Source organism: Haloterrigena sp. H1 (genome assembly GCF_005938085.1).
Taxonomy (GTDB): domain Archaea; phylum Halobacteriota; class Halobacteria; order Halobacteriales; family Natrialbaceae; genus Natrinema.
Genome location: NZ_SMZK01000007.1, coordinates 24,775 through 51,269, shown reverse-complemented (window position 1 = coordinate 51,269; position 26,495 = coordinate 24,775). Strand labels below are relative to the sequence as shown.

At 64.5% G+C, this 26,495-nt stretch carries 20 protein-coding genes and 6 pseudogenes; 12 read left to right on the top strand and 14 right to left on the bottom strand.

The window, feature by feature from the left end:
* Positions 1-734 (bottom strand): annotated as a pseudogene (locus tag E2L06_RS21290) (hypothetical protein); the annotation flags it as partial.
* A gap of 271 nt (positions 735-1,005) precedes the next feature.
* On the opposite strand from E2L06_RS21290, the gene E2L06_RS21285 reads away from it, so the two are divergent.
* Genes E2L06_RS21285 through E2L06_RS22680 form a run of 3 tightly spaced genes read left to right on the top strand, consistent with a single transcriptional unit; the run spans position 1,006 to position 2,188 of the window.
* The gene (locus E2L06_RS21285; protein WP_138783200.1) at positions 1,006-1,263 is read left to right on the top strand and encodes a HalOD1 output domain-containing protein; all 258 of its coding nucleotides are present in this window, start codon (positions 1,006-1,008) and stop codon (positions 1,261-1,263) included.
* Between the two features lie 50 nt (positions 1,264-1,313).
* Positions 1,314-1,907, top strand: a complete 594-nt coding sequence (locus E2L06_RS22685; protein WP_249361551.1) for a hypothetical protein — start codon at positions 1,314-1,316, stop codon at positions 1,905-1,907.
* 26 nt (positions 1,908-1,933) lie between these two features.
* Entirely contained in the window at positions 1,934-2,188 is a 255-nt protein-coding gene (locus tag E2L06_RS22680; protein ID WP_249361550.1) for a hypothetical protein, read from the top strand.
* Between the two features lie 172 nt (positions 2,189-2,360).
* Here E2L06_RS22680 and E2L06_RS21275 read toward each other — a convergent pair.
* The 4 genes and pseudogenes from E2L06_RS21275 to E2L06_RS21265 form a co-directional block, all read right to left on the bottom strand.
* Positions 2,361-3,647: pseudogene (locus tag E2L06_RS21275) on the bottom strand (adenosylhomocysteinase).
* 269 nt (positions 3,648-3,916) lie between these two features.
* The gene (locus E2L06_RS22175) at positions 3,917-4,075 is read right to left on the bottom strand and encodes a hypothetical protein (protein ID WP_171052454.1); all 159 of its coding nucleotides are present in this window, start codon (positions 4,073-4,075) and stop codon (positions 3,917-3,919) included.
* A 10-nt stretch (positions 4,076-4,085) separates the two neighbouring features.
* Positions 4,086-4,907, bottom strand: a complete 822-nt coding sequence (locus E2L06_RS22300) for a hypothetical protein (protein ID WP_212750834.1) — start codon at positions 4,905-4,907, stop codon at positions 4,086-4,088.
* A 280-nt stretch (positions 4,908-5,187) separates the two neighbouring features.
* Positions 5,188-6,512, bottom strand: a pseudogene (locus E2L06_RS21265) (amidohydrolase).
* A 94-nt stretch (positions 6,513-6,606) separates the two neighbouring features.
* On the opposite strand from E2L06_RS21265, the gene E2L06_RS21260 reads away from it, so the two are divergent.
* Together E2L06_RS21260 and E2L06_RS21255 are read left to right on the top strand one after the other, a co-directional pair.
* Entirely contained in the window at positions 6,607-7,281 is a 675-nt protein-coding gene (locus E2L06_RS21260; protein WP_138783204.1) for a stage II sporulation protein M, read from the top strand.
* Positions 7,282-7,376: 95 nt separating this feature from the next.
* Entirely contained in the window at positions 7,377-8,240 is an 864-nt protein-coding gene (locus E2L06_RS21255; RefSeq protein ID WP_138783205.1) for a DUF4382 domain-containing protein, read from the top strand.
* Positions 8,241-8,372: 132 nt separating this feature from the next.
* Here E2L06_RS21255 and E2L06_RS21250 read toward each other — a convergent pair.
* Together E2L06_RS21250 and E2L06_RS21245 are read right to left on the bottom strand one after the other, a co-directional pair.
* Positions 8,373-10,978, bottom strand: a pseudogene (locus tag E2L06_RS21250) (heavy metal translocating P-type ATPase).
* A 191-nt stretch (positions 10,979-11,169) separates the two neighbouring features.
* Positions 11,170-11,757, bottom strand: a complete 588-nt coding sequence (locus E2L06_RS21245; protein ID WP_138783207.1) for an AsnC family transcriptional regulator — start codon at positions 11,755-11,757, stop codon at positions 11,170-11,172.
* A gap of 126 nt (positions 11,758-11,883) precedes the next feature.
* On the opposite strand from E2L06_RS21245, the gene E2L06_RS21240 reads away from it, so the two are divergent.
* Complete coding sequence (locus E2L06_RS21240; protein ID WP_138783208.1) at positions 11,884-12,081, top strand: heavy-metal-associated domain-containing protein; 198 nt, start codon at positions 11,884-11,886, stop codon at positions 12,079-12,081.
* 291 nt (positions 12,082-12,372) lie between these two features.
* Here E2L06_RS21240 and E2L06_RS21230 read toward each other — a convergent pair whose 3' ends face one another.
* Positions 12,373-13,770 carry a permease gene (locus E2L06_RS21230; RefSeq protein WP_138783210.1) on the bottom strand — a complete coding sequence of 466 codons (1,398 nt, stop codon included), beginning with the start codon at positions 13,768-13,770 and terminating at the stop codon, positions 12,373-12,375.
* Positions 13,771-14,175: 405 nt separating this feature from the next.
* Between E2L06_RS21230 and E2L06_RS21225 the strand changes: the two genes are divergently transcribed.
* Complete coding sequence (locus tag E2L06_RS21225; RefSeq protein ID WP_138783211.1) at positions 14,176-14,550, top strand: SHOCT domain-containing protein; 375 nt, start codon at positions 14,176-14,178, stop codon at positions 14,548-14,550.
* On the opposite strand, the gene E2L06_RS21220 is transcribed toward E2L06_RS21225, so the two are convergent.
* Positions 14,542-14,817, bottom strand: a complete 276-nt coding sequence (locus E2L06_RS21220; protein ID WP_138783212.1) for a hypothetical protein — start codon at positions 14,815-14,817, stop codon at positions 14,542-14,544. The two genes, E2L06_RS21225 and E2L06_RS21220, sit on opposite strands and share 9 nt — an antisense overlap.
* Before the next feature lie 144 nt (positions 14,818-14,961).
* Between E2L06_RS21220 and hisG the strand changes: the two genes are divergently transcribed.
* Complete coding sequence (hisG, locus tag E2L06_RS21215) at positions 14,962-15,822, top strand: ATP phosphoribosyltransferase (protein WP_138783213.1); 861 nt, start codon at positions 14,962-14,964, stop codon at positions 15,820-15,822.
* Between the two features lie 22 nt (positions 15,823-15,844).
* Here hisG and E2L06_RS21210 read toward each other — a convergent pair whose 3' ends face one another.
* Entirely contained in the window at positions 15,845-16,252 is a 408-nt protein-coding gene (locus E2L06_RS21210) for a hypothetical protein (protein WP_138783240.1), read from the bottom strand.
* Positions 16,253-16,660: 408 nt separating this feature from the next.
* The gene (locus E2L06_RS21205; RefSeq protein ID WP_005554970.1) at positions 16,661-17,221 is read right to left on the bottom strand and encodes a TATA-box-binding protein; all 561 of its coding nucleotides are present in this window, start codon (positions 17,219-17,221) and stop codon (positions 16,661-16,663) included.
* A 346-nt stretch (positions 17,222-17,567) separates the two neighbouring features.
* Between E2L06_RS21205 and E2L06_RS21200 the strand changes: the two genes are divergently transcribed.
* Positions 17,568-18,680 (top strand): THUMP domain-containing protein, encoded by a 1,113-nt coding sequence (locus E2L06_RS21200; RefSeq protein WP_138783214.1) that lies wholly within the window; start codon positions 17,568-17,570, stop codon positions 18,678-18,680.
* Here E2L06_RS21200 and E2L06_RS21195 read toward each other — a convergent pair.
* The 3 genes and pseudogenes from E2L06_RS21195 to E2L06_RS21185 all read right to left on the bottom strand — a co-directional run bounded on the left by E2L06_RS21195 (position 18,674) and on the right by E2L06_RS21185 (position 21,376).
* A complete protein-coding gene (locus tag E2L06_RS21195) occupies positions 18,674-19,111 on the bottom strand; it encodes an acyl-CoA thioesterase (protein ID WP_138783215.1) in 438 nt (145 codons plus the stop codon). The two genes, E2L06_RS21200 and E2L06_RS21195, sit on opposite strands and share 7 nt — an antisense overlap.
* 121 nt (positions 19,112-19,232) lie before the next feature.
* A pseudogene (locus tag E2L06_RS21190) lies at positions 19,233-20,239 on the bottom strand (AAA family ATPase).
* 39 nt (positions 20,240-20,278) lie between these two features.
* Positions 20,279-21,376 (bottom strand): DUF4179 domain-containing protein, encoded by a 1,098-nt coding sequence (locus tag E2L06_RS21185; protein WP_138783216.1) that lies wholly within the window; start codon positions 21,374-21,376, stop codon positions 20,279-20,281.
* Between the two features lie 325 nt (positions 21,377-21,701).
* On the opposite strand from E2L06_RS21185, the gene rnz reads away from it, so the two are divergent.
* The 3 genes and pseudogenes from rnz (at position 21,702) to E2L06_RS21170 (ending at position 26,491) form a co-directional block, all read left to right on the top strand.
* Positions 21,702-22,643 (top strand): ribonuclease Z, encoded by a 942-nt coding sequence (rnz, locus tag E2L06_RS21180; RefSeq protein ID WP_138783345.1) that lies wholly within the window; start codon positions 21,702-21,704, stop codon positions 22,641-22,643.
* 277 nt (positions 22,644-22,920) lie between these two features.
* Positions 22,921-24,420, top strand: coding sequence for a PAS domain-containing sensor histidine kinase (locus tag E2L06_RS21175; RefSeq protein ID WP_138783346.1), 1,500 nt, complete (start codon positions 22,921-22,923; stop codon positions 24,418-24,420).
* Positions 24,421-24,515: 95 nt separating this feature from the next.
* Positions 24,516-26,491, top strand: a pseudogene (locus E2L06_RS21170) (DUF460 domain-containing protein).
* Positions 26,492-26,495 lie beyond the last annotated feature (4 nt).

Below are 26,495 nucleotides of genomic sequence, written 5' to 3'. Positions count from 1 at the left end.
GACGTCGAGTTCGTCGGCGATCGGATGGTCGCCCCACTCGACCACAGCAGCGTCGTTTGGTCCCTGCCGGTCGTCCGACTCGAGCAGGTCGTCACAGGGCTCGGAGAGTTGCAGGACCGTCCTTCGAGGTCGGCCTGGTGTCCGACGGCCGCCTCGATCTCGTATCGGTCGGTCGATTCGTCGAACCGGGAGACGAACCCAGTCTCGAGACCGAGCCGATCACAGCCCAACTCGAGTAGGTGACGGATCGTCGCCTCGTCATCCATGTTCGGATCGGACGTGATCCGGGACAGTTCCCGCCGGTACCGTTCGCTCTCGGCGCGTCGCCGTTCTCGATCACACACTGCAGCCGTCAGGTCGGTGACGGTCTCGGAGAGGTGCTCGAGTTCGTCGTCGCGATCGACCTTAACGTCGATCGGCTCGTCGACGGTCGGCGGTTGCGCCGGGGGTTCAGACGCGGGCAGCGGCGACTCGTCCTCGAGTCGCGAGGTGAACTGCCGAAGCGCGTCGGTGAGGCGCTCGATGTCGTTCGACCGATCGGAGCCACTCCGTGCAGCAAGACCCACGACGAGCAATCCGGGTCCCGTCTGCGTGCCAACTCCTCGAGGCACCCCCTCAGAGAAGAAGACGCCAGCGGCGATCAAGACTGCAACACCGATCACTCCGAGCAGACCCGCACGCGACCACCTCGTGTCATCTGCGAGCAGTCCGCGCTGAACCGCGATCCCGTCCATAGTACGCCTATGGAATGACTGGCAATGATATGAGCGGTTTATTTCAGTCAGCTATTCAAATCATCATCACAGTGGTGGTCGAGTACAAACCGTGTCGGTCGCAGCGTCGGCGGATTTGGGACGTGTGAGGCACGTTCCGGCCGTTTCGCGGGGCGAGAAGCGGGTGGGCGATGCCGATTTCGAGATACTATACACGTAGTGTCGGGGCGGCAGCGAAATTACGTGTATAACGGGCAAGCCGATACCGACGGATCGTGTTAGTCCAGCCAAGATGTCCGGAGCTACACTCGATTATTACAACGATTCGATCAGTCTACGCGTCATCGAAGCTCTCGCGGACGCGACAGATACCGCCCCGAACGAACTCGACCCGCTGTACAACACCATCGATCCCGAGGCGCTCGATCAACTGTTCCGGCCGGACTCGAGCGACGAGATCCGTGTCACGTTCGAGTACGGCGACTCGCACGTCGAGATTCGAGGCGACGGCACCGTCGTGGTCGATGGAACCGTCCATGACGGCCGATAAGCGGCAAGCCAAGCCGACCTCCCCCAGTCGAGACCGACAGGAGACGACCGATGGAAACAGCCCCGCGTCCGTCTCGCCGGACACGTCAAGCGACCCACCACCGGAGGCGATCTGAATGCGAGTCCCACCAGCGGGGGGGAATCGAGCCATCCGTTCGAAGCCAGCCGGCACAGCGTACCGTCCTCGTCGTCGATCAGGACCGCGACCGCGACCGCGACCACATCGAACGCGCGCTCGACGACGAACCAATAGTCGTCGAGACGGCCGCCACGCTCGCGGCCGCACAGTCCAGCGTCGACGAGATCGACTGTCTCGTCGTTCCGTCGACTGTGACGGACGAACGCAGCGACGTGGCCGCTACCGACGGGTCGGGCGCGCACGTCGAGTGGCTCGAGACCGTCAGGACCGACGCGCCGGAGCTCCCGGTCGTCGTCCTCGCTGACGAGGTGACGCTGGAGCTCGCACGCGCGATCCGGTCGTACGAGTGGACTACCGTGATCGACCGGAACGAGCCGCGCGAGCGACTCGCGACCCGCGTCACAGATCTCCTCGAGCGCCATCGGCTGACGCGCCTCTCGCAGCGGTCGCTCGCGAGCATCGCGCTCGCCGGCGACGCGATCGCGATCGTCGATCCCGCCGGGTAATCCAGTTTGCGAGTCGCTCCTTTCGGATGCGGTTCGGTGCCGCTGCCGACGATCTCGCCGGCACCCCGTGGCAGGAACTGTTTACTGACGACGCCGTCTCCTATCTCGAGTCAGTGGTTGCCAACCGTCACGGAAGGGTGGCGGTGGACCGGCATCTGCACCGGCCGGCGACGGACAGGTGTGACGTTCTCGTCCGCGTTCGGCTCGGCGGCCTCGAGGATGGCAGTCTGGTGTTCGTCGTCAGCGAGCCCGATGAGAACGCTTCTGAACACGGAGACTGATCTCCCGGCGCTCACTCGTCTTTCTCGCCGTGCCGTCTACGATCCGCTGCTGATACTACGGACAGCAGCCGCGACCGGCTTCAGGTGGTTCTGTCGGGCAGTATACCGACCCAAAATCCAGTGTGCGGTTCGACGGGGCTCGAGCCCTGAACTGTGCCTTCCCGAACTCGAGTTATGTTCCGTGATCCCAGCTTCCCATGTACTCGCGCTGGGTATCCGTCAGCGAGTCGAAGTCGACGCCTTCGGCCTCGAGTTTGATCTCGGCGATCTCTTTGTCGAGGTCGTCGGGCACGTCGTGGACGCCGGCGTCGTAGGCGTCGCCGTTCTCTCGAGCAGCTCACGCACACAGACGGCCTGAATCCCGAAGCTCTGGTCCATGACCTCGACGGGGTGGCCAAGCGAGACCGGCGCGGCGAGGTTGACGAGCCGTCCCTCGGCGATGATGTTCAGCCGACGGCCATCCCGCGAGTTCGTAGGCTCGACGCCGTCGCGAGCCTCGTAGCGGTCGACCGCGAGGTCGTCTAGGCCTCGAGATCGATCTCGATGTCGAAGTGGCCCGCGTTGGCGAGTAAGACGCCCGTCTTTCATCTTCTCGAAGTGCTCCTCGACGATGAGTCACGGTTGCCCGTCGTCGTCAGGAAGACGTCGCCGACTTCGGGGCCTCGGCCATCGGCATCACGTCGTAGCCCTCCATGTGGCCTCGAGCGCGCGGCGGGGCTCGACCTCAGTGACGATGACGTTCGCGTTCTGGCCCGCTGCCTTCTTCGCGACGCCCTTGCCACAGTAGCCGTAGCCGGCGACGACGACGTTACTTGCCGGCCCACGAGAGATTGGTCGTCATCGCGATGGAGGCCAGCGAGGATTCGGCCGGTGCCGTGGACGTGTCGAACAGCCGCTTCATCGGCGTGTCGTTGACCGCGAAGACGGGGTAGTCAAGCGCCCCGTCGTCGTCCATCGCGCGCAGGCGGTGGACGCCGGTCGTGGTCTCCTCGGCACCGCCGATGATGCCGTCGATCAGTTCGGGGTAGTCCTCGTGGATCGCCGCGACGAGGTCCATCCGTCGTCGACGGTGATCGTCGGCTCGTGGGCGATGACGCCTCGATAGCCTCGTAATACTCCTCGTCGTCGACGCCGCGTTTGGCGTAGCTGGTGATGTTCTCGTGGGTATCCAGCGCCGCCGAGACGTCGTCATGAGTCGAGAGCGGATTACAGCCCGTGACGGCGACCTCCGCGCCACCTTCCGCGAGCGTCTCGACGAGGATCGCCGTCTTCGCCTCGACGTGCATCGCCATCGCGATGCGCTCGCCCTCGAAAGGCTGGTCGGCGACGAACTCTTCGCGGACGTGCTCGAGAATCGGCATGTGCTGGCGGCCCAGTCCATCTTCCGGCGTCCCTCCGCGCGAGCGGACTCGAGATCGTCCAACTGCTCGCTGATCGGGGGATACGCAGTATCGGTCATAGATCGATTGAGTGGGAGCGCGGCAAAAACGCTACCGAACCGCTCCGGCGGCCGATTTCTGCCGGCGGTTCGATCGTGGCAGGGGTGACATGTCTCGAGCGGGTTCGAAATAAACAGCGAAAACGGTGGGTGAGTCGTGATTACTACGTGCCTGATCGATCGGGGTGGCCACGGTTCGGTGGCGAGCGCCGCGATCGTGGTTCAATACTGGCGATAGCTGACGGACCGTACGCCAGCGTCAATCCTTCGACCGACGGTCGAGAGCGATATCAGTTCGGACCGGCGTGGCTGGGTGGGCCGCCGCCGTTTCCGTTATTTCCGCTGCTACCGCTGCCGCTATCGTCGCTGTCGCTGTCTTCGGTGTCGTCGTCGTCGCTGTCTTCGGTGTCGTCGTCTTCGCTGTCTTCGGTATCGTCGTCGTCATCCACATCGTCGCTATCAGTCGGCGGGCCCGCGTGTTCCGTGGCCCCCGTTTGTCGTCATCGTCGTCGTCAACGTCCTCGCTGTCGTCGTCAGTCGGCGGACCAGCGTGTTCCGGTGGGCTCGTTTGTCGTCTTCGTCTTCGTCATCATCGTCGCCCGGCGGGCCAGCGTGGCCCGGTGGACCGGCGTGGTCCGGTGCGTTACCCGGGTTGTGCTCGACGACAAAGTTCGCGATTCGAAGGCCACGCGTCGTGTCAGAGTCGGATTCTGCCTCTTGCTCCTCGGCGAACGCGGAGACGAGCGCGCCGAAGTTCTCGTACTCGGCTGCCTCGAGCGTCACCGTCGTCTCAGCGGATTCGCTGTCGGCCGTCGCGGTGATGGCGACCTCGACGCTGTCGTTCCCGAACGGCGCGGACAGACTCACCGTGCCGTTCTCGTCCGTCGTGTACGTGCCCTCGTCAGTGTAGGACACGTTCTCGTCGACGGTCGAGACGTTGACCGTCGCGTTCGGAGCGGCAGTGTCGTTCTCCGTAACCGTCACGGTGACGTCGTCATTGTTCTGTTCGACGGAGATGTCGAGCCCTTCGGATTCAGTCTCGGTCGTCGGCTCGAGCATTGCCACCGTCGTCCCCGAAGCGTTTCCGGACGACGCGTTGACTGTCACGTTGACTGTCGTCTCGGGAGCAGAGAGGTCGAGCGTGCCGTTGGTGTCAGTCGTCCCGTTTGCGGCATACGAGACGTTCTCGTCGAGGCTCGTCACGTTGACAGCCGCGCCCTCGACCGTCCCGTTCTTGGTGGTCTCGTTTTCAAATGCACTCTCGTTCCACGTAACCGTCACAACGGTGTCGTCGACGGATACGTTCAGCTCGTCTGTCTCATCGGGCGATACATCAGTATTGGCTGCTGCTGCCGCCGACACTGTTCCCAGCGGGCGGCCACAGACAGGATCATCGCGGTAGCCAACGCCACCACGAACAATCGATTTTGCTTCATCTCATCCAAGAAATTCAGGCATTCATGAATAAAGCCACCCGGCAGTTCTCAGTGTTTCCGGATCCAGAAAACTAGTAGAAAATAGTTTTTAGAGTTTATAGCAATTCTGAGCGTTCAGTTTTCGTTCACCAGCCTGAATGGAAGGCGGCCCAGAGATCAGTCTCAGCGCGGGCGATCAGCGCCTCAGCCGCCTCGAGCGCTCGCTCACGAACCGCCCGTTCGTCCAGCGTCAGCACCTCGCGGTCGCGCATGAGTACCTGTCCGTCACAGACGGTGTGGCGGACGTCCGACGCCGCGGCCGCGTAGGCGAGGTGACTGACGAGGTCGTGCGGCGGGGTGAGGTGAGGTTGCTCGAGGTCGATTACGGCGAGATCGGCCGGCGCACCAGCCTCGAGCCGGCCCGACTCGAAGCCGATCGCGTCGGCGCTGCCTCGAGTCGCCATCTCGACGACGGCCTCGGCGGGCACCGCGCTGGCGTCGTCGGCCGCGAGTTTGCCGAGCATGGCCGCGTCGCGGGCCTCGTCCAGCATGGAGAGGTCGTTGTTCGAGGCCGCGCCGTCGGTGCCGAGCCCGACGGTGACGCCGGCCTCTCGCATCCGCTGGACGGGGGCCATCCCGCTTCCCAGTTTCATGTTCGACGCCGGCAGTGGATCACGGCGGTCCCGGCCTCCGCGAGCAGGTCGATCTCGCGGTCGTCGACGTGGACGCCGTGGGCGACGAAGTCCTCGGGCTCGAGCATCCCGTGCTCGGCGGCGTACTCGAGCGGCCGCTGTCCGTGCTCCTCGACGATCGGCGTGACTTCGGCTTCGGTCTCGTTGGCGTGGTAGTGAACCGGGATCCCTGCCTCGCGCGCCTTGGGGATGAACTCCTCGAGATACTCGCCGCCGACGGTCGTCAGCGAGTGAGGCTTGAACGCCGTCGAGATCCGACCGTCTGCCGCGCCGTCGTACTCGCGGGCGATCTCGAGGCTCGTCTGGGCGTCCTCGCGGGCGGCCTCGTCGTCTTTTCCGACGGTGACGATACCGTGACCGAGTCGCGCCCGAACGCCGGCGTTCTCGACCGCCGCGGCGACCTCGGGGACGTGAAGTACATATCCGCAACGGCAGTTGTTCCGGATTTGATCAGCTCGAGCAAGCCGAGTTCGGCACCGATGCGGACGTCCTCGGGGTCATCTCGCCTTCGGCAGGCCAGATGTCCTCCTGAAGCCACGCGTCGAGCGGTTTGTCGTCTGCGTACCCCGCAGGAGCGTCATCGCGACGTGACAGTGGCCGTTGACGAATCCCGGCGTCACGAGCGAACCGGCAGCGTCGAGCGTCTCGTCGGCGTCGGCCGCCAGTTCGGGGGCGATCTCGCGGATCTCGCCGGTGTCCTGATCGACCAGTACGTCTGCGGTTGTCACCGTCAGATCGGGCCGGAGTACCTGTCCGTCGGTGATCGCAAGTGTCGTCATTAGATTGGGGTTCTCGCCGGGCGGCCTTAGCCTGTCGATGACCCGCGACGAGCCGAGCCGCGGGGTTTATGGAACAGTTCGACAATATGAAACTATGGACAATCGGACCCAGCGCGAGCGCGACCGATCCAACAGCGGCTATCCACCCCGTGCCGCGCTCGCCGACGCGTGGGACGAACACAGCCGATACGTCGGCTTCGCCGCCGGCCTGTTCGCGGTCGGGATCGTCGTCGGCATCGCGCTCATGATCGCCGGCTACAACTTGCTCGAGATCATCCAGGAGGTGGTCGGCGAGCCGCTGTTTCCCGACATCAGCGACCGGAGCCGGCTCGAACTGGCACAGTTCCTGCTCGTCAACAACAGCCGGGCGTTCCTGCTGTCGATCCTCGGCGTCCTGACGCTCGGGCTCCTGACGGCTTGGGCGATGGTGTTCAACGGGATCATCGTCGGGAACGTCGGTGCCTTTATCGCCGGCAGCGTCGGCGTCGGCTACATCCTCGTCGGCCTGTTACCTCATGGCATCTTCGAGCTCCCCGCGCTCTTTATTGCCGCCGGCGTCGGCTTCCGGCTGCTCTACCGCGTCGGCCAACGGATTCGAGGGTCCCGCAGTTCAATCATCACGAAACGCTATCTCTACCGGACCGGGCTGCTCGTCCTCGCGGGCTGGCTCTTGCTCGTCGTCGCCGCCGTCGTCGAGGCGTTCGTCACGCCTGCGCTGCTCGAGACGCTGTTTGCCGACCGGCTCGAGGCGATGGGGTCATCCCCGTAATCGGGGCCGTTTATCCAGTTTATAAGCTGTTGAACGGTCGTAAACGGATCGAATCGTCGTCCCCCTTTTTCTCGAGATGGTGACTGTGCTCGGATATGAACAGACGCACAATCCAACTCGTATTGGTGGCAAGCCTCGTCGCCATCGCCGGCTGTGCCGGTGGGATGGGCGGCAACCCGGGAACCGACGCGCCGACTGACGACAGCTCGATGACGGACTCGAGCGGCGGGACGGGAACGGCCGCGTTCTACGTCAGCGACGAGCCGAGCGTGATCGACGACTTCGAACACCTCAACGTGACGATTACGAAAGTCGGGTTCAAGAAGACCGACAACGTGACCGCCGACGCGACGAACGAGACCGACGGTAACGTCACCGATGGCAACGTCACGGAGGCCGAGTCGGACAGCGCCGGCAACGAATCGACGACCGAAACGCCAACTAACGAGACGGCCGAGAACGACAGCGAGGACAGTGCGGCCGACGAGCAGTGGATCGAGCGCGAGGTCAACGAAACGACCGTCGACCTCACCGAGCTGAAAGGCGCGAATGCATCCATGATCGACGAGTTCGAACTGCCCGCCGGTGAGTACGAGACGGTCTTCATCTACGTCAGCGACACCGAGGGCGTCCTGACCGACGGCACGGAGACGCAGGTGAAGCTGCCGAGCAACAAGCTCCAACTGCACACGACGTTTACCATCGGGAACAACGAGTCGGTCGACTTCGTCTACGACATCGCGCCCCACAAAGCCGGTAAGAGCGGGAAGTACGTCCTCAAGCCGGTGATCAGCGAGAGCGGAACGGGCGACGAAGTCGAGATCCACGACATCGACGAGCAGAAGCCTGACGAATCGACGGACGGTGAGCAGCAAGACGACACGACGGGAGACGAAACCGAAGCAACGCAGGCAAAAAGCGGCGGACAGCAGCCCACGGACACACCACAGCAGGGCTAACGCGACCGACAGCCGTCACAGAACGCACGGAGTGGGCCGTCGACACTAACAGCGGTGGCACCTCACTCGCCACCCGAATCGAACGCTATTTTGCAGGCAGATCGACAGCGCAGAAGCAGTCGGCTCGAGCCGTCAACGCCGGAGCCACCCGAACAGCCGGTAGTCGTGGTCGGGCGTGTACCGGCGGAACAGCAGGCTGTTCGAGAGGACCGACACCGACGACAACGCCATCGCACCGGCCGCGAGCACCGGCTGGAGCAGGCCCAGCGAGGCGAGCGGGATCATCGCGGTGTTATAGCCAAGCGCCCAGACGAGGTTCTGCTTGATCTTGTCCAGCGTGGCCTGCGAGATCCGGATCGCCTTCACCACGTCGAGCGGGTCGTCGCGCATCAGCGTTACGTCCGCTGCCTCGATGGCCACGTCCGTCCCCGACCCGATGGCGGTACCGACGTATGCGACCGCGAGCGCGGGCGCGTCGTTGACGCCGTCGCCGACCATCATGGCCTTGCGACCCCCGGACTGGATGTCTTCGACCGCGTCGGCCTTGTCCTCGGGGAGGACACCCGCCCGGACGTTGTCGGGGTCGATCCCGACCCGTTCGGCGACGGCGCGGGCCGTCCGCTCGTTGTCGCCGGTGATCAGCATGACGTCGAGGTCGCGCTCCTGCAGAGCCGCGACCGCGTCAGCCGAACTGTCCTTGACCGTGTCGGCGTCCGCGACCACGCCCGCGACCGCGCCATCGACTGCGACCAACATCGCGGTCTTGCCCTCGTGCTCTAAGCGTTCCATCTCGTCGGCTGCAGGCGCAGGGTCGACGCCCTCGCTCTCGAGCAGCCGCCGATTCCCGACCAGCACCTCGCGACCCTCGACGGTCGCCCGGACGCCCTGTCCAGGGACGTTCTCGAACTCGTCGGGGGAGGCGGGCTCGAGACCGCGTTCCTCGGCACCCTCGACGATCGCCTGTGCGAGCGGGTGTTCGCTGTTGCGCTCGGCGCTGGCCGCGAGGCGGAGCACTTCGTCACCCTCGAGCGGCGCTCGAGTCGCCACTGCGCCGCCGTCGGTCGCCGGTTCGCCACCGTCGGTCGCCGCCCGATCGCCCTCGAGGGCGACCACGTCGGTCAGCGTCATCTCGCCGGTCGTCAGCGTCCCGGTCTTGTCGAAGACGACGGTGTCGACGTCCTTCGCGCGCTCCAAGACGTCACCGCCCTTGAACAGGACGCCGTTTTGTGCGCCGAGGGTGGAGCCGACCATCGTCGCCGCGGGCGTTGCCAGCCCGAGCGCGCAGGGGCAGGCGATCAACACGGCGGAGGCGAAGACGACAATCGCGAACTCGAACGTCGAGAGCGCCGCCGGGCCGCCGCCGACCAGCCCCACAGCGGCAACGCGCTGACGAAGCCGGCCAGCGCCTCGGGGAAGAGGAACCAAATCAGTCCCCAGAACGTCGCGTTGAGGATGACTGCGGGGACGAAGTACGCCGAGATGCGATCGGCGAGATTCTGAATTTCTGGCTGGCGCGCCTGTGCCTCTTTGACCGTCTGGACGATCCCCTGTAGCGCCGTGTCCTCACCGACTTTCGTCGCCTCGACGACCAGCACGCCGTTCTCGTTGATCGTCGACCCGATCACCTCGTCGCCGTCCTCCTTCTCGACGGGGACGGACTCGCCGGTCACCATCGACTCGTCGACCGCGGACTGGCCGTCCACGACGACGCCGTCGGTCGGGATCTTCTCGCCCGGCCGGACCTTCATCCGGTCGCCCACGTCGACATCCTCGAGTGGCACCTCACGCTCGGTGCCGTCGTCGTCGTCGACCAGCGTGGCCGTCTCGGCCTCCATCTCGAGCAGCTTTCGCAACGCATCGCCGGCCTGGCCCTTCGAGCGGGCCTCGAGGTAGTTGCCCAGCGTAATGAACACGAGGATCATCGCGGCGGTGTCGAAGTAGAGGTTCCCCGCGAGGAGGTCAAGCAGGACGACGAGGCTGTAGATGTAGGCCGTCGACGAGCCCAGTGCGATCAGGACGTCCATGTTGGCGGTCCGGTTTTTGACGAGCGCCGTGTACGAGTTCGCGAGGAACTCGCGGCCGAGCACGACGTAGACCGGCGTCGCGAGCAGGAACTCGACCCAGCCGAAGGTCACGCCGAAGACCGTCTCAGGCAGCAGCTCCCCGCCGAGCAGGAACCGATTCGCAAGGAAGAACAGGAACGGGGCCGATAGCACCGCGCCGAAGAGCGTCAGCCGAAGCTGCTTGCGGATCTCGGCCTGTCGGGCCGCGTCGCGGCGCTCCTGGTCCGACTGCCCCTCGCCATCGTCGCCCTCCTCCTCGCGAACGGGCATGTAGCCAGCGTTCTCGATGGCTGTGTACAGCTCCTCGAGCGAGGCGTCGACGGGGTTGTGCTCGACCTGGGCCTCGTCGGTCGCGTAGTTGACCTCCACGTCGATGACGCCGGGGACGGACTCGAGTGCCGTCTCGTTGGCCTCGGCGCAGTTCGCACAGGTCATGTCCGTAATGCCGATCGACCGGCTGGCACGGTCGGCGTGGTAGCCGGCGTCATCGATCGTCTCGTAGATCGTGGCGAGTGACACCTGCTCGGGATCGTACTCGACGGTTCCCTCGTCGGTAGCGAAGTTGATACTCGCCTCGTGTACGCCATCTGTGGACTCCAGGGCACTGTTGATCGACTGCGAACAGTTCGCACAACTCATGCCCCGAATATCCAGGTGTGCGGTCCGGGTACTCATTAGTAACTACTAAGGAGTGGTGACTTACCCTCTTTACTGGTTAGAACGCAAAGTTTCGAGCCGTGATTTCTTTCGAGTCGTAACTCATACTGCCAGACAGAACGACGTGCAGCCGGTCGCGACTTCGCGGCCGTCCCCAGTGACGGCCGCACACATGCGACCGGCGTCGTCGTGACTGCTGTCCAGTAGTATCACGCGGCCTCCTCGAGCCGGTCGTACCGCTCTTCGAACCGGCCTCGACAGGATTGACAACAGAAATGGTACACTTCGCCGTCGATGCGGGTCGACTCGCCTTCGCTGTCGACGGTGTTGCCACACTCCGCGCAGGTGAGCGCGAACGCCGTCCCGTCGAGCGACGGTGTCCACTCGGCGTCGTCGATCAGCGTCACGTCGTAGTCGACGCCGTCGACGGGAAACAGTCCCTCGAGCCACTCGTGGACCCGCTGGAGTTGCGCGCGCGCGTAGAACCAGCAGTCACCGTCGGCGGTGACGAACACGTGTTCGACCGCGTCGGCGTCGACGAGCGCTGCCTTGCAGTCGGCGACAGTGCCCGGCGGAACGGTCGCGCGCACGAACACCGGAACGCCCGCCCGAAGCTGTGACTGGTCGACATCGACAGTGAAGCCGTTGATGACGCCCGCCGCCTCGAGGCGCTCGACGCGGTCGGAGACGGCCGGCCCGGAGAGGCCGACCGCCTCAGCGATCTCGCTGTACGGTCGGCGAGCGTTCTCGGCCAGCAACCGCAGGATCTCCATGTCTGTTTCGTCGAGGTCGCGCATACAGACGGGTGGTGCTCGATAGCAAAGAGTGTAGCGGCAGCTACTTTCGGGTCGAAAGTTTCGGTCGCGCTCGGTTTGGAATCGAAAGTAGAAATGTACAAAGATCGGGTGTCCATACACGGCCGTATGAGCCAGACGATCACCGTCGAGGGGATGTCGTGTGAACACTGCGAACAGAGCGTCGAAGAAACGCTCGCGAACGTTCAGGGTGTCCAGTCGGTCGAGGTCGACCTTGACGCAGCGCAGGCGACCGTCGAAGGTGACGCGGCGACTCAGGACCTCGTCAGCGCGGTCGACGAGGCCGGCTACGACGCGTCAGCGTAAGTACCGCCTCGAGTCGGTCACCGACCGGACGATCAGACAGCGTCCACTCGGTGGGACGGTGATACTGCCGGACAGAACGACGTGAAGATCGGTCGCGGATTCGCGGCCGTCTCCACCGGTGACGGCCGCAGCAGAGCGACCGACTTCGTATTGACTTCTGTCCGACAGTATGAGAAGAGCGCTATAGTAGCAACTGAAACGATTTACACACCGATCGCACAGTCGTCGTGCGATCGGGTGTGCAGTAACGTTCAGTGGCTACGATAGTTTTTCAGCGGAGCGCAGCGGGAGTCAGTGATTCTCGTGTGACCGGTCGGCATCCGAAATGCGCGGAGAGGTGTCCGCGAATTGGGCAGGTGCATCCTCGAACGCCCGCTTGCAGGCAGTCGAACAGAAGTAGTACGTCTCACCGTCGTGTGTGGCGCTCGGGCCGTCGACATCAGTTCGCATCCCACAGACCGGATCGCGGTACTGGCCGGGTGCACCGAGTCCATGGCGATACACGTACAGGAGGAAGCCGGAAAGCGCGAACGCGACGAGGTTGAGGTGGAAGGTGTAGTTGACCGCGAAGTACGTCTGCTCGGTCGCCGTCTCGCCGCCAGCCAAGTTCGGGACGATGCCGAGCGCGTCGAAGAGCAACTCCATGAGGAACCCGGTGAAGGCCATCGTCACGAAGAAGACGCCGAGGATGTAGAGCATGACCGACCAGCCGTAGTACTTCCGGTAGACGTTCAACACTGGGATGGTGATGAGATCGGCGTAGACGAACGCGATGACGCCGGCAAAGCTGATGCCGCCGCCCCAGAGCGCGACGGCGAACGGGACGTTTCCCATGCTCCCGACGAAACTGATGACGGCGATCGTGACGCCCATGATCGCGTTTTCGGCGGTGATTAGGAGCCCATCGCCCTCGAGGAACAGCGCGTTCCAGACCCACTGCGGGACGAACACGATGACGAACCCCGAGATGAGAAAGCCCGCGACGATGTCCGTCCAGATCATCGACCACTCCTTGCGGTACTGGTTCCCGAGTTGGTACCAACCACCCCACGAGCGGAGGTCGTCGTACCACGCGCCGCTGCCCGCCGTCTGCTGACGGTAGGTCTCCAGACAGCCCTCAGAACAGAACTGCAGCGTCTCACCGCCGTCGGTGACGATCGTGTGTTCGTCGGACCCCTCCATGCCACAGGTCGGGTCCACCATGGCGCCGTGATCGTGGTCCTGGCGGGTGAGTTCCGTGCGAACGTCGTCGAACAGCGTCTCCGGGAGCGTCAGCCGGACGATAAGCGCCATGACCGCGATGAGGACGAGCCCACCGAGCAGTTCCGCGACGAGGAACTCCCAGCCCAGCAGGATCAAGATCATCAGGCCGAGTTCGACGATGAGGTTCGTCGAGGCGAACATGAACGCGAGGAAGTTCACCACGTGTGCGCCCTTCGCGAACAGCCCCTTGCCGATGGCGACCGCACCGAAACTACAGCCGCTACTCGCCGCGCCGAACGCCGTCGCCATCGCGAGACTCGAGAGGTCGTCGTCCCCGAGCACCCGCGCCATTCGTTCCTTCGAGACGTACACCTGGACGAGACTCGTAATCGTGAGTCCCATGATGATCGCCCAGGCCGCCGTCCAGAGGAATCCGAGCCCGATCCGGAGCGACTCGAGAACCCCTTCGAGAGGTGGCACCACCATACATAGTCTATCGGATGGATCGGCTATTGCGATTGCCCTTCGAAAATCGGCATCGTTGGCCCTCAAACGACCGATTCGAAAGTGATCGACCCTGTAGGGTTAGGATAGCAGCGTGAGGACGATCGATATCTCGACGCGCCAGTACGGAGGTTTCGAGGCGACCATCGCACACTCGAGACGCCGCTACAGACGGACACGACGCTGCATAGGACCGCGAGCACGTCGCGTACCCCCTCGAACGTCTGATTGTGACGACGTGCGATTCAATCGCGATAGTTGAATTGATCGGATCTAGAGATCGAAGTTTACTCTCCCACAGGCATTGGATTTGAAGGGAGAACTGCATTGACTTGGGAGGCCGTACACCTAATTGGAGACGGGACGCTCCGTCGCCGGTGAATGAACATGGCAACAGACACACGCGATACACGACTGGTCACAATCGTCCTCATCGTCATCGGCGCTCTCGTCGTGCTGCCGATGGTCTTCATGGGGTTCGGAATGATGGGCTTCGGGCCGATGATGGGCGGCATGTGGGGCCACGGAACCTGGGGTGGCGGAACAGTACCCGGCTGGATGCCCCTCGTCGCCGTCCTGATGCAACTGCTGTTCGTCGCCGCCATCGTCGGTGGCGGCTATCTCCTCTATCGAGCGGTCACTGGAACGGACGGCGACGGCGACCGCGCGCTCGAGGAGCTTCGCCTCGCGTATGCCCGCGGCGAGATGAGCGACGAGGAGTACGAACAGCGCCGAGAAGCGCTCGAGCGCGACTCACGCTGAGGGAGACTCGCCAGCGTGTGACGTCTCCAGGGCCGTCCCGTCGCGCGGACAGTACTCGTACGCCGGATCACGTGTCTGAAACCCACAGACGGGACACGTTCGAACCGGTGGTTCCGACGACTTTCGTCCCGACCTACCGAACAGAAACGGAACGAAGGGAACGAACAGAAAGACCGCGACCGTATCGAACCGCCACCAGAGGACGGCACTCACGAGGAGACTCCCCAGCAGTCCGACCACGGCGGTCGCGGTTCGCGACCCGAACATACGGTGGTCTAGGTGGTCGTCGATGAAAGGCACAGCGGATCGACGCCGCCGACCCACGGCTCGAGCGAGGTCCACGCCGTCGGCGACGCCGACCGTTTGCCCGGATGAAAAGACAATTCCCCACTGCAATCCAAACGGTGTCACATGCGAATCGCCGTTCCCAACAAGGGCCGCCTGCACGAGCCGACGATCGATCTCTTAGAGCGGGCGGGGCTCCATCTCGAGAACGGAGCCGACCGGAAACTCTACGCCGATACGGTCGATCCCGATGTCACTGTGTTGTTCGCCCGCGCAGCCGATATCCCGGAGTACGTCGCCGACGGCGCGGCCGATCTGGGGATCACCGGCTTCGACCAGGTCTGTGAGGCCCGCGTGGACAACGTCGCAGAGTTGCTCGACCTCGAGTTCGGGCGCTGTCGGCTCGTCCTCGCAGCGCCCGAAGACGGAGACATCACGTCCGTCGACGATCTGGCTGGCAAGATCGTTGCCACCGAGTTCCCGAACATCACCGCCGATTTCTTCGCTGACACCGGCGTCGAACCCGACATTGTCGAGGTCTCGGGCGCGACGGAACTTACCCCCCACGTCGAGATGGCCGACGCCATCGTCGACATCACGAGCACCGGTACCACGCTGAAAATGAACCGGCTGGCCATCGTCGACGAAGTCCTCTCGAGTTCGGTGCGGCTGTTCGGCCGCGACGACGTCCTCGATGAACCGAAAGTCGGGGAGGTCAGGACCGCGCTGTCCTCGGTCAAACACGCCGAGGGCAAGCGCTACCTGATGATGAACGTGCCACGAGCCGAACTCGACGACGTCCGCGACGTCATCCCAGGTCTTGGCGGCCCGACGGTCATGGACATCGCCGATGAAACGGACGGCGACGGGAAGGTCGCGGTACACGCCGTCGTCAACGAGACGGACGTCTTCGAGACGATCACGGACGTCAAAGCGGCCGGTGCGAGCGACATTTTGGTGACCGAGATCGAGCGTCTCGTCGAGTAATCACGGGCGAGCGCGGCGCGGATTATTGTACCGACTGCTCGAGCGACTCGGACTCGAGCAGGGATTCGAACGCCGAGACGTTTACCGCTGGCCCGACGAGGCTTCGCGCCCGGTCGTAGCGAACGATATCGTGTTCCTCGAGCAGCGGCAGATGCGTCCGACACAGCGAGACGTGGATCCGCTGGCGGAGCTGGTGGATCGGCGTCCCGACCGTGGGATCGTATTCGGCGTCGGCAAGTTGGGCGACGAGCCGCTGGACCGAAATCAGCTCGTCGGCTGCGAGCACGCAGCGAAGCACCCCACGCCGTCGGTCGTTGTCGACGATACGGTCGATCGTCTCGCGTGGGAGCGAACGGCGATCGATCACGCCGTCGTTACCGAGGTGAAATCGATCCGAAACGGCGAGCGATCGATCAGAGTTGATCGTCATGGGCACGTGAGAGTCAGCGACGAGACACCGGATAAACGGAGTCGGTCGTTTCACTTACTATGGCCCGATTCAGGCCAGTAAGCCGCTCTGCGGCCGGAATGAACGGTCGATAATCCGGATAAAGTAACGATTATTCGGGTGATCGATACGGAAGTGACTGCGAACGATCCTCGAGACAGTTCCGAACGGCGGTACGTCATCACTCTTGAAAAGTAGTAAAAGCGGACGGTCGCGGGTGCGTGACCGACGGCAGTCGGTCACCGGCGATACGTCGCTGCAACTGTCGGACAACAGTCCGTGGAGACCGTCGTAGCTCGCGTGCGAGCGGCGTGTGAACCGTGTTGGCCGGCAGTATGAACGGACTGACGCTGGTGGCGTCGCCTCGAGTGAAACCGAACGCGGACGGCGTTACTCGAGCAGCCCCAGATCCTCGAGGCGGGAGACGATCTTGTCGACGGCGTGCTCGGCATCTTTTGGCTTTTTGCCCCCAGTGATCACGAGTTTGCCCGAGCCAAAGAGCAGCGCGACGACTTCGGGTTCGTCGAGTCGGTAGACGAGGCCGGGGAACTGCTCGGGTTCGTACTCGATGTTCTCTAAGCCGAGCCCGATGGCGATCGCGTTCAGGTTGAGGTTGCGGCCCAGGTCGGCCGAGGTGACGATGTTCTGGACGACGATCTCTGGGTCTTCGTTGACCTGAATCTGGAGTTCACGAAGCTTGTCGAAGACGATCCGCAGGCTCTCGTGGACGTCGTCGGTGCTTTTCGCGCCGGTACAGACGATCTTCCCCGACCGGAAGATCAACGCGGCGGATTTGGGATTCTGCGTTCGGTAGACGAGACCGGGGAACTGCTCGGGGTCGTAATCGGCACCCTCGAGGTCCATCGCGACGCTCTGAAGATCGAGTTCCTGTCCGATACCGGTCGACGCCACCACGTTTTCGATGTTGATAGTGTCCTTCGGATCCGTCATTAGTCGCTTAAAAAGACGTATTTAAGGTTTATAAAGGTTGGTGCCGACACCTGATATATCCGGTTCATACACCGGTACCGGTCCAGAACGCCCTGATTTTTGGGTGCAGGAGATCAAACGCAGCGACACTCTCCGGAAAGCAGACAGTTACTGCCGGACAGACCGACGTGCAGTCGGCCGCAAATTCGCGACCGGCGCGTATTGACTGCTGTCCAGTAGTAAATGGCAAACGAGTGCCATGAGCCGCCGACGAACGGCAACACGGCGGGACGCAAACCGAAGCCGTAGTGGGGTGTCGTTTACGAAAAGCGGTAGGCTCATAGCCGACCCGAAGTGACCATCGACCGTGTATCTGCTCGAGTTAGGTGGCGAGGACGACGCGTTCGCGGCCCGTGAAGCGGCACACGCCGCGACCGGCGTTGCTCGAATCGCACCAGGACTCGCCGTCGCGAAGACGATCGTTCCCGAGCGCGTCCGTGGGCTCGCCTATACCCACCGCGCCAGCGAGCTGCTCGGCCGCGGCGACGCCGACATCGCGAGCGCTCGCGCGGTCCTCGAGACCGCACCGATCGAACGAGAGGGGACGGTCGCGGTGCGGGCGACCGACGTCCACGGCTCGAGCGGCATAAGCACCGAGCGCGCGGAGCGTGAACTGGGACAGATCCTGGTCGATCGCGGCTTCACGGTGGATCTCGACGACCCCGACCACTGTCTGCGAGTCGTCTTTGCTGAGGGGACATTCGAGAGCGGAGACGCCAGCATACTCGAACCGCTCGAGGGCGATGAAGGGACCACAGGCGAGCAGGTCTCGGCCAGTGCGATCGGCTGGCTCGCAGCCGAGAGCGTCCGCGATTTCGGGACGCGCGCCCCGACGGACAAACCCTTCTTCCAGCCCGGCAGCATGGATCCGCTGTTGGCTCGCGCCGTCGCGAACATCGCTGGTGCGCAACCAGGACGGACGATTCTGGACCCGATGTGTGGCACCGGCGGCGTCCTCGTCGAGGCCGGCCTCGTCGGTGCGGACGTGATCGGGACCGACGCGCAGGCGAAGATGGCCGAGGGCGCGCAGACGAACTTACGGCACTTCCTCGCGCGCGACGACCCCTCACCGACCGGCTGCGACCGCGGAACGTGGCACGTCGGCCGTGGCGATGCGACCAGACTCCCCTTGGTCGACGACGCGGTCGACGGCGTCGTCTTCGACGCCCCCTACGGCCGCCAGTCGAAGATCGATACCCACCGGCTCGAGGACCTCGTCGCGGGCGCGCTCAGCGAAGCTCGGCGGGTAGCCTCGCGAACGGTCGTCGTCGCCGATCGCTCGTGGGCGAGCGAGGCCCGGGCGGCCGGCTGGGAGATCGAGTCAGTCTTCGAACGCCGCGTGCATCGGTCGCTGACGCGATACGTGATGGTGCTCGAAGATCGTCACAGCGACGGCGACCCCGCCGGGCAGGGTCAGTAGTCGGCCTCGATCGCGCGCTGACGAAGCCGTTCACCTTCCTCCGTGTCGACGGTGAGATCGGGAACCTGAACCGGTGAGCCGTCCTCGTCGATCGCGACGAAGGTAAACGAGGATTCGGTCGTCTTTTCGGTCTCGCCGGTTCGTGGATTCTCGCGTTTGGCCCGTAATGCGACGTGGACGCTCGTTTTCCCCGCGTCGTAGACGTAGGCCTCGACCAGTGCCGTGTCGCCGATCTGGATCGGGCGTTCGAACGCGAGGCTGTTGACCTGTGCGGTGACGCAAGTCTCGCCGGCGAATCGCATCGCCGCCATGCCGGCGAGCTCGTCGAGCCACTTCATCAGGTTGCCGCCGTGGAGCGTGCCGTTGCTGTTCGCATGGTTTGGCTGCACGCGAAAGCGATTCTCGATGTGCGTCTCACGAACCGTTGGCATACAGCGTGTTCACCCACAGCGCGGAGAAAGGTGCTTCGATCATACTGTCGGACAACAGTCAGTGAACACGCGATCGCCGTGTGAATCGTGTCGTCCGGCAGTATCACGAAGCGAGAGTCGGCTATTCAGCGTTGCGACCCAGTTCGGCCAGCAAGTGTGAGACGTGGACGCGGTCGCTGGTCCCCTCGTGCATCTCGAACTCGACGTCGGCAGCGAGCCAGTGGACCCGCGCCAGTTGTGCCCCTGATAGCGCGTACGGGCCACCTCGAGGATCGACTCGACGACCTCGGTCCCGTCGAGGCCCTCGTCGACGAGCAGGTCGTCGAGCGTCGACCGGGCGTCGGTGAACGCGCCGGCCTCGGCGTCGTCGAGCATCGACTCGATCTCGTCTTCGAGGCCGACATCGCCGAGCGTCTCGTAGGCCGCGCTCATCGTGAGCTCGCCTTCGTCCTCGACGGTCGTCTGGGCCGCCAGGATCGCCTGCCGGAGGTTGCCATCGGCGTAGCCCGCGACGAACTCGAGGCCGTCGGCGTCGTAGTCGACGCCCTCGCGCTCGACGATGCGCTCGAGGACGGTCACGATCTCCCCACTGGTCGGCGACGGGAAGGAGACGGGGAAACACCGCGAGCGGATCGGGGGGATGAGCTTGGTGGGCTGGCGGGTCGCGACGATGAACTGGGTCGTCCGGTGGTGTTGTTCCATGATCCGGCGCAACGCCTGCTGGAAGTCCTCGCGGACGTTCTCGGCGTTGTCGAGCAAGATCGTAGTGTAGCCGCCCGAGACGGGGGCGTAGCTCGCGGATTCTTTGAGGACGTGGTTGATCATGTCCCGTTTGGACATCGACGAGCGGCCGACGAGGAAGTGCTCGAACCGGGGGTCGTTCTTGATCTCGGTTTTGGTCCGCCCGAAGAAGTCGGCGACGTTGATCTCGACGAAATCGTTGTCCGGATCGGCGTGGGCCTCGCGGGCCAGTGCGCGCGCTGCGGCCGTCTTCCCGCTCCCGGGTGGCCCCTGCAGGAGGAGGTTGATCGGCTCTGCGACGGCCCGTTCGAGGTACTCACGAGCGTCGTCCTGTGGCAACTCGGCCAGCTCCGGGGCGTGGGTTTCGGTCCACAGCGGCGCGTCCATCGCCAGCGGCTAGGATCGGGGCGGGTAAGAATCGGTCGGTTACTCGTCGCCGTCACCGGACTCGTCGGCCACGACCCCGAACGTGAACGACGTCCGTACCGGCTCGCCCTCAAACTCGAGCGGCGACGCCGACTCGACGTCACCGGGGTCGCCCGCGTAGAGGGTCACCGTCAGTTCGTCGTCCGCGTCGAACGAGACGTCATCGTCTACGTCGACGGTGACGTTCTCGTGCTCGCCGGGCTCGAGTCGCTCGCTCGTCCCGACGACCGACCCGTCGCGCTCGAGTGCAACGACCCCCTCCTCGGGAATCGCCGCGGAGACCGTCACGCTGTCGTTGCCCGCGGCGTCGACCGCGACGTTCGGCTCGGTGTGGAACTCGAGGTCGATCCGACTGAGTTCGCCGTCGTCGTCGGTGAAGACGCCGATCGACTGGTTGCCAGGTGGCGCGCCGTTCGTCTCCGTCTCGAAGGTCACGTTCCGGACTTCGCCGGGCTCGAGTTCGAACATCTGACGAGCGAAGACGGCCCCGCCGATTCGAACCGCGACGGGCTGTTGGGCTTGGAACTCGGTCGGATTGCGGATCCGGGCGCTCACCGAGATCGTCTCGTTGGTGGTCGCCGACGACGGCGCGTCGATCGATTCGACGACGAACGAATTGCTACCCGCGCTGTCGCCGCTCAACACCGTCGCGGTGGCGCTGACCGGGAACCCGTCCTCGAGATAGGGCTGGTCCTCTTCGCCATCGGTTGTCTCGTAGGCGTAGCCCTCCTGGGAGGCCGTATCCTGATGGACTGTCGCGGTGAGCTGTCCGACGAGCTCGCGGGACGCGTCGTCCTCACGCTCGATGGTCACGTTCTCGTGGGTGCCAGCCTCGAGCCGATCTGAGACGGCAAGTGGCACGTCACCGCCGTCGGTGATGACGACGTAGCCGCCGTCCGAGAGGGTCACCTCCTGGATCGTGACGCTGGTGCCGTCGCCCCGCTGGTCGTCGAACGTGATCGACGCCTCTGGTGGTTCCTCGACGCCGAAGATGGCAGGTGCCTGCCCGACGAGGATCCCGGCTGCGATGACGATCGCGATCGCGATCACGATCGCGCCGATCCGCTTGAGCGTGCTGAACGTCACTCTCGAGCTCATTGGAGGTGTCGTCGTCCCGGTGTTCGGGTTCGACGACCGTAAAACGCGCCGACCGTTCGCAGGTCGGTGAGCCAGTCGAAGACAGGGGCACGATCCTCGGCCATCACGACATCTCAGCGACGGTACCTGCCGTCAGAAACGCGCGTTCAGAGACGACCCGCCCGATCCGCCGGCCAGTAAGCACAGCCGACAGGTCGTTTGGGCGACCCTACCACGGAAATAGGGGCTGGAATCCGCCCGACTCGAGCCGCTGGGAATGGAGATACAGCCCAGCGACACTCACGATCCGAAGCCGGTTTAGCTACGGCCCGCCGAGCATGGATCGATGCCACTGTGCGTGACGTTTCTGGGGACGGCCGGGGCGATTCCGACGACCGAACGGAATCCAAGCAGCGTCTTCATCGCCCGTGAGGGCGAGGGACTGTTGTTCGATGCCGGCGAGGGAACCCAGCGCCAGATGATGCGCTTTGGGACCGGCTTTTCGGTCTCGCACCTGTTCGTCACGCACCTTCACGGCGATCACGTCCTCGGGATTCCGGGACTGCTCGAGACGATGGCGTTCAACGATCGGACGGAGCCGCTGGCGATTCACACGCCACAGGGCACGCGTCGCCAGCTCAAGTCGCTGATCAACGCCCTCGGGAACCGCCCGGCGTTTCCCGTGCGGATCAACGAAGTCGGCGGCGGCGACGTCGCCTACCGTGCCGACGAGTACGAGGTGCGCGCGTTCGGCACCGACCACGACACCAACTCGGTTGGCTACGCGCTCGTCGAAGACGACCGTAAGGGCCGGTTCGACCGCGAACGCGCCGAGGAACTGGGTGTCCCTGTCGGCCCGAAGTTCTCGAAACTTCACGAGGGCCAGTCCGTCGAACTCGAGGACGGCACCGCTGTCGACCCCGAGCAAGTCGTCGGCGAGCCCCGCCCCGGCCGGTCGATCGTCTACACCGGCGACACCCGCCCCGCGGAGGCGACGATCGCCATCGCCGACGAGCCCGATCTGTTGATCCACGACGCGACCTTCGCCGACGACATGGCCGATCGGGCGACCGACACCGCCCACTCGACGGCCCGTCAGGCTGCCGAGATCGCCAACCGGGCCGGCGTGGACCGGCTCGCACTGATGCATCTGTCCTCGCGGTACGCCGGGTACACCGACGACCACGAACGCCAGGCCCGCGAGGTCTTCGCGGGCGACGCCGAGAACGTGTGCGTCCCCGACGACGGGCAGAAACTCGAGCTCTCCTATCCCGACGGCGACGCGTAACCGGTCCCGAACCGGCGGGCGACAGCGACCGTCCCACTGACGAGGGCCGACCGGAAAACCGATCGACACACTGCTCGCCGGCGGTCATCCGACCTCGGCACTAACTATCAGTGGCGGCGATAGCTCCTGATACTGATACTGATACGATCGCCCGAAGGCGAAGCGGATCCGTTCCAGCATGGCGCACAGATCAGCGCTTCCACCGCTGTGAGAGACGATATCACGTACGGCTACTTCCGTCAGACTTTTATCAACTAGTCGATGAGTGAGTTGGAAAATGACGGAGTCACCGCAGTACACCGCGACTGCGTTGCTGAACGCAGCGCCGGACGCGGTCATCACCGTCAACGAGGGTGGGGAGATCACGTACGCGAACGATCGAATTCGAGACCTCTTCGGCTACGAGCCCGCGGACATCGTCGGCGACCGCGTCGAGCGACTCGTGCCGAAGGACATCCGCGAGACACACGTCGACCAACGAGACGCGTTTCTGGCAAATCCGTCGCGGCGACCGATGGGCGTCGGCCTCGAGCTCAGGGGCCGCCACGCCGACGGATCGACGATTCCCGTCGATGTCAGTCTGAGCCCGATCGACACTGATGGTACCACACACGTCGTAGCAGTCGTCCGCGACGCGACCGAACGACGGGAACACCACCGACAGGTCACGAGGCTCCGCACGGCGACACGGGAGTTGATGGAGGCCGAAACGACGGAAGCGGTCGCCGAACTCGTCGCGACCGCTGCGACGAACCTCTTCGGCTACGAGAGTAGCGTATTCCGGATCGTCGAGGGCGGACGCCTCCTCCGGCCGGTTGCCCTCGCTGAGAGCGACGGGATCGACCTGGGCGAGCGACCGGACTACCCGATCGACGAGGAAACGCCGGTGACACGCGTCTACAAGCGAGGCGAACCGGAGTATCACGACGATGTCCGCGACCTCGACGACGGCTACGATCGTGGCGACGCCCGCGGGGCGATGTACATCCCCATCGGCGAGTACGGCGTGCTCAGCGTCCTCGAGCGCGCAGTCGGTGCCTTCGATCGGCCCGATCTCGACATCGCCTCGAGTCTCGCAGCCAACGCCGAGACCATTCTCGATCGCCTCCATCACGAACACGAACTCGAACGACAGATCGAACGCCTCGACGAGTTCAGCGGCGTCGTCTCCCACGATCTCCGGAATCCGCTGAACGTCGCCCAGGGTCATCTCGAGCTCGCCCAAGAGGGGAACGGGCAGGAGAACCTCGAGGCGATCGACGACGCACTCGAGCGGATGAAAACGATCGTCGAGTCGACGCTGACACTGGCCAGACAGGGCAACGTCGTCGGTGAGACCGAGCCACTGGCCGTCGACAGCCTCGCAGAACGTTGCTGGAAGCGGATCGACACACCCGACGCTTACCTTCGGCTCGAGGATCGGTTCCGCGTCGACGGCGACCGCGACCGTCTCGAGCACGTCTTCGAGAACCTCTTTTCTAACGCCGTCGCGCACGGTCGTCAGGACGATACCGAGCACGGCACGCCGGAGATTACGGTACGGGTCGGCCGACTCGACGACGAAGTCGGGTTCTACGTCGAAGACGACGGTCGCGGGATCCCCGCGTCGAAGCGAGATCGGGTTTTCGAGACCGGCTACACGGACTCAGCGGACGGTACCGGGTTCGGGCTGGCGATCGTCAGCCAGATCGCCAGCGCCCACGGCTGGCAGACGCGAGCGACCGAGGGTCGCGATGGCGGTGCCCGGTTCGAGTTCGCTGATGTCGAGTTCGCCTGAGCGACGATCGGACCTGTCTCTCACACGACGACCGCCGCCACGGAGCCACGCGAGGCCGCGCCGGATTTATAGCTGACTCGTTCCTAGAGGCTCCTGTGAGTACGCGAACGAGTGCGCTCGATGCGGTCGTCTTCGGTGTCGACATTCAGAGCGGTGACGTGCGCGGTGACGCGCCATCGTACGCACTGGCGGTTTACGACGGCGACGACGTCACCCGGGACGTCGTCTCCCACCGGAAACTCAGGCGGTTGATCGACGACGAGGAGCCGGCGATCGTCGCGACCGACAACATGTACGAACTCGCCGCCGACAAAGACCAGCTGATCCACTTTCTTGGCTCGCTGCCCGCCGAGACGCGGCTCGTCCAGGTGACGGGTGCCGAACAGCCCGAACCGCTGTCTCGCGTCGCGAAACGCCACGGCATCCCATACGGCAAAGAGCCGATGAAAGAAGCCGAGGCCGCGGCCCGGCTGGCCGCCCACAACGTCGGCCACGAAGTGTCGGCCTTTACCGACACGACGGAGGTCAAGGTCTCCCGGGGGCGCTCGACCGGCAGCGGCGGCTGGAGCGAGGATCGCTACACCCGCCGCATCCACGGCTCCGTGCGGAAACGGGCCCGCGAGGTCGAGTCCGCCCTCGAGGAGGCGAACCTCGCATACGAGCGCGACGTCCGCGAGGCCTACGGCGGCTTCGCCAACGCCGTCTTCACCGTCGAAGCGCGACCGAGCGATATCCCCGTCTCGCGCAACCGGTCTGGTGACGTTCGCGTCGAGATCGAACGCGAGCGCCGCGACGGCATCGAATTCCGGCCGCTGGTCAAACGCCGCGATCACGTCATCGTCGGGATCGATCCCGGGACGACGACCGCCGTCGCCATCGTCGGTCTCGAGGGGAGGTACTGGACGTCTGGAGTTCTCGGACCAGCGACACCGCCGAAGTGATCGAGTGGATCGTCGAGCGCGGCCGGCCGATTATCGTCGCGGCCGACGTGACGCCGATCCCCGAAACCGTCGAGAAGTTCCGCCGGAGCTTCGACGCCGCGGGCTGGACGCCCACGCGGGATCTGCCGATCGACGAGAAACAACATCGCACGCGCGAGCATCCGTACGAGAACGACCACCAGCGCGACGCGATGGCCGCCGCACTCTATGCCCTCGACGCCCACGAAGACCAGTTCGAGCGGATCGCCGCCAAGCTCCCGCCGGGCATGGATCGCGGCGAAGTCACCGCCCGCGTCGTCGCCGGCGAGGAGAGCGTCGAGGCCGTCCTGCGGGACCTGCGCGACGACGAGGGCGACAGCGACGACGACGCGACCGAACACGAACCCCGCGAACTCACCGCCGAAGAAAAGCGGATCAAATCCCTCGAGCGCCAGGTCGAACGCCTCAAATCACACGTCGATACCCTCGAAGGGCGCGTCGAGGACCGCGACGAACGGATCAACGAACTCGAAAATAGCCTCAGCGGAGCCCGCCGCCAGGAGCGCAAGGAAGTCCGCAAAGACCGCGAGGTGAGCCGCTTAGAGCGGAAAGCGAACCGGCTCGAGCGCGAGCGCGACGAGGCCCGCGAGACGGTCGAGCAACTCGAGAAGAAAGTCGAGCGGATGAAGGCCCTCTGGAAGCTCGATCACTCGAACTTCAGCGACGTCTCCGCGAAGAAAGAGGGGCTGGTCCCGGTCAAGGTCGTCGAGAAGTTCACGAAGGGCGCGATCCGCGAGGCCGACGACCAGTACGGCATCGCCAGCGGGGACGTGGTCTACATCCGGGACGCGAGCGGCGCGGGTCGGTCGACGGCCGAGCTCGTGGCCGAGTTCGAGCCCCGCGTGATCCTCAAAGACGGCGGCCTCTCGGAGATCGCCGACGAGATCCTCTTCGACGCCGAGATCCCGGTCGGTCCCGCCGACGACGTCGCCATGCAGGAAGTCGACGAACTCGCCGTCGCCCGCGAGGACGACGTCGAAGCAGTCATCGACGACTGGCACGAGCGCGCCGAAGCCCGGAAACGGGATCGGAAAGCCGCGATGGTCGACCAGCTCATCAGCGAGCACCGCGCCGGGAACAACGAGGTCTGACCGG

Excerpts from the sequence above, each read along its gene's own strand:
- E2L06_RS21285 (WP_138783200.1), top strand. The coding sequence starts at position 1,006 with ATGTCCGGAGCTACACTCGATTATTACAACGATTCGATCAGTCTACGC.
- E2L06_RS22685 (WP_249361551.1), top strand. The coding sequence starts at position 1,314 with ATGGAAACAGCCCCGCGTCCGTCTCGCCGGACACGTCAAGCGACCCAC.
- E2L06_RS22680 (WP_249361550.1), top strand. The coding sequence starts at position 1,934 with ATGCGGTTCGGTGCCGCTGCCGACGATCTCGCCGGCACCCCGTGGCAG.
- E2L06_RS21260 (WP_138783204.1), top strand. The coding sequence starts at position 6,607 with ATGGACAATCGGACCCAGCGCGAGCGCGACCGATCCAACAGCGGCTAT.
- E2L06_RS21255 (WP_138783205.1), top strand. The coding sequence starts at position 7,377 with ATGAACAGACGCACAATCCAACTCGTATTGGTGGCAAGCCTCGTCGCC.
- E2L06_RS21245 (WP_138783207.1), bottom strand. The coding sequence starts at position 11,757 with ATGCGCGACCTCGACGAAACAGACATGGAGATCCTGCGGTTGCTGGCC.
- E2L06_RS21240 (WP_138783208.1), top strand. The coding sequence starts at position 11,884 with ATGAGCCAGACGATCACCGTCGAGGGGATGTCGTGTGAACACTGCGAA.
- E2L06_RS21230 (WP_138783210.1), bottom strand. The coding sequence starts at position 13,770 with ATGGTGGTGCCACCTCTCGAAGGGGTTCTCGAGTCGCTCCGGATCGGG.
- E2L06_RS21225 (WP_138783211.1), top strand. The coding sequence starts at position 14,176 with ATGGCAACAGACACACGCGATACACGACTGGTCACAATCGTCCTCATC.
- E2L06_RS21220 (WP_138783212.1), bottom strand. The coding sequence starts at position 14,817 with ATGTTCGGGTCGCGAACCGCGACCGCCGTGGTCGGACTGCTGGGGAGT.
- hisG (WP_138783213.1), top strand. The coding sequence starts at position 14,962 with ATGCGAATCGCCGTTCCCAACAAGGGCCGCCTGCACGAGCCGACGATC.
- E2L06_RS21210 (WP_138783240.1), bottom strand. The coding sequence starts at position 16,252 with ATGACGATCAACTCTGATCGATCGCTCGCCGTTTCGGATCGATTTCAC.
- E2L06_RS21205 (WP_005554970.1), bottom strand. The coding sequence starts at position 17,221 with ATGACGGATCCGAAGGACACTATCAACATCGAAAACGTGGTGGCGTCG.
- E2L06_RS21195 (WP_138783215.1), bottom strand. The coding sequence starts at position 19,111 with ATGCCAACGGTTCGTGAGACGCACATCGAGAATCGCTTTCGCGTGCAG.
- E2L06_RS21185 (WP_138783216.1), bottom strand. The coding sequence starts at position 21,376 with ATGAGCTCGAGAGTGACGTTCAGCACGCTCAAGCGGATCGGCGCGATC.
- rnz (WP_138783345.1), top strand. The coding sequence starts at position 21,702 with ATGCCACTGTGCGTGACGTTTCTGGGGACGGCCGGGGCGATTCCGACG.
- E2L06_RS21175 (WP_138783346.1), top strand. The coding sequence starts at position 22,921 with ATGACGGAGTCACCGCAGTACACCGCGACTGCGTTGCTGAACGCAGCG.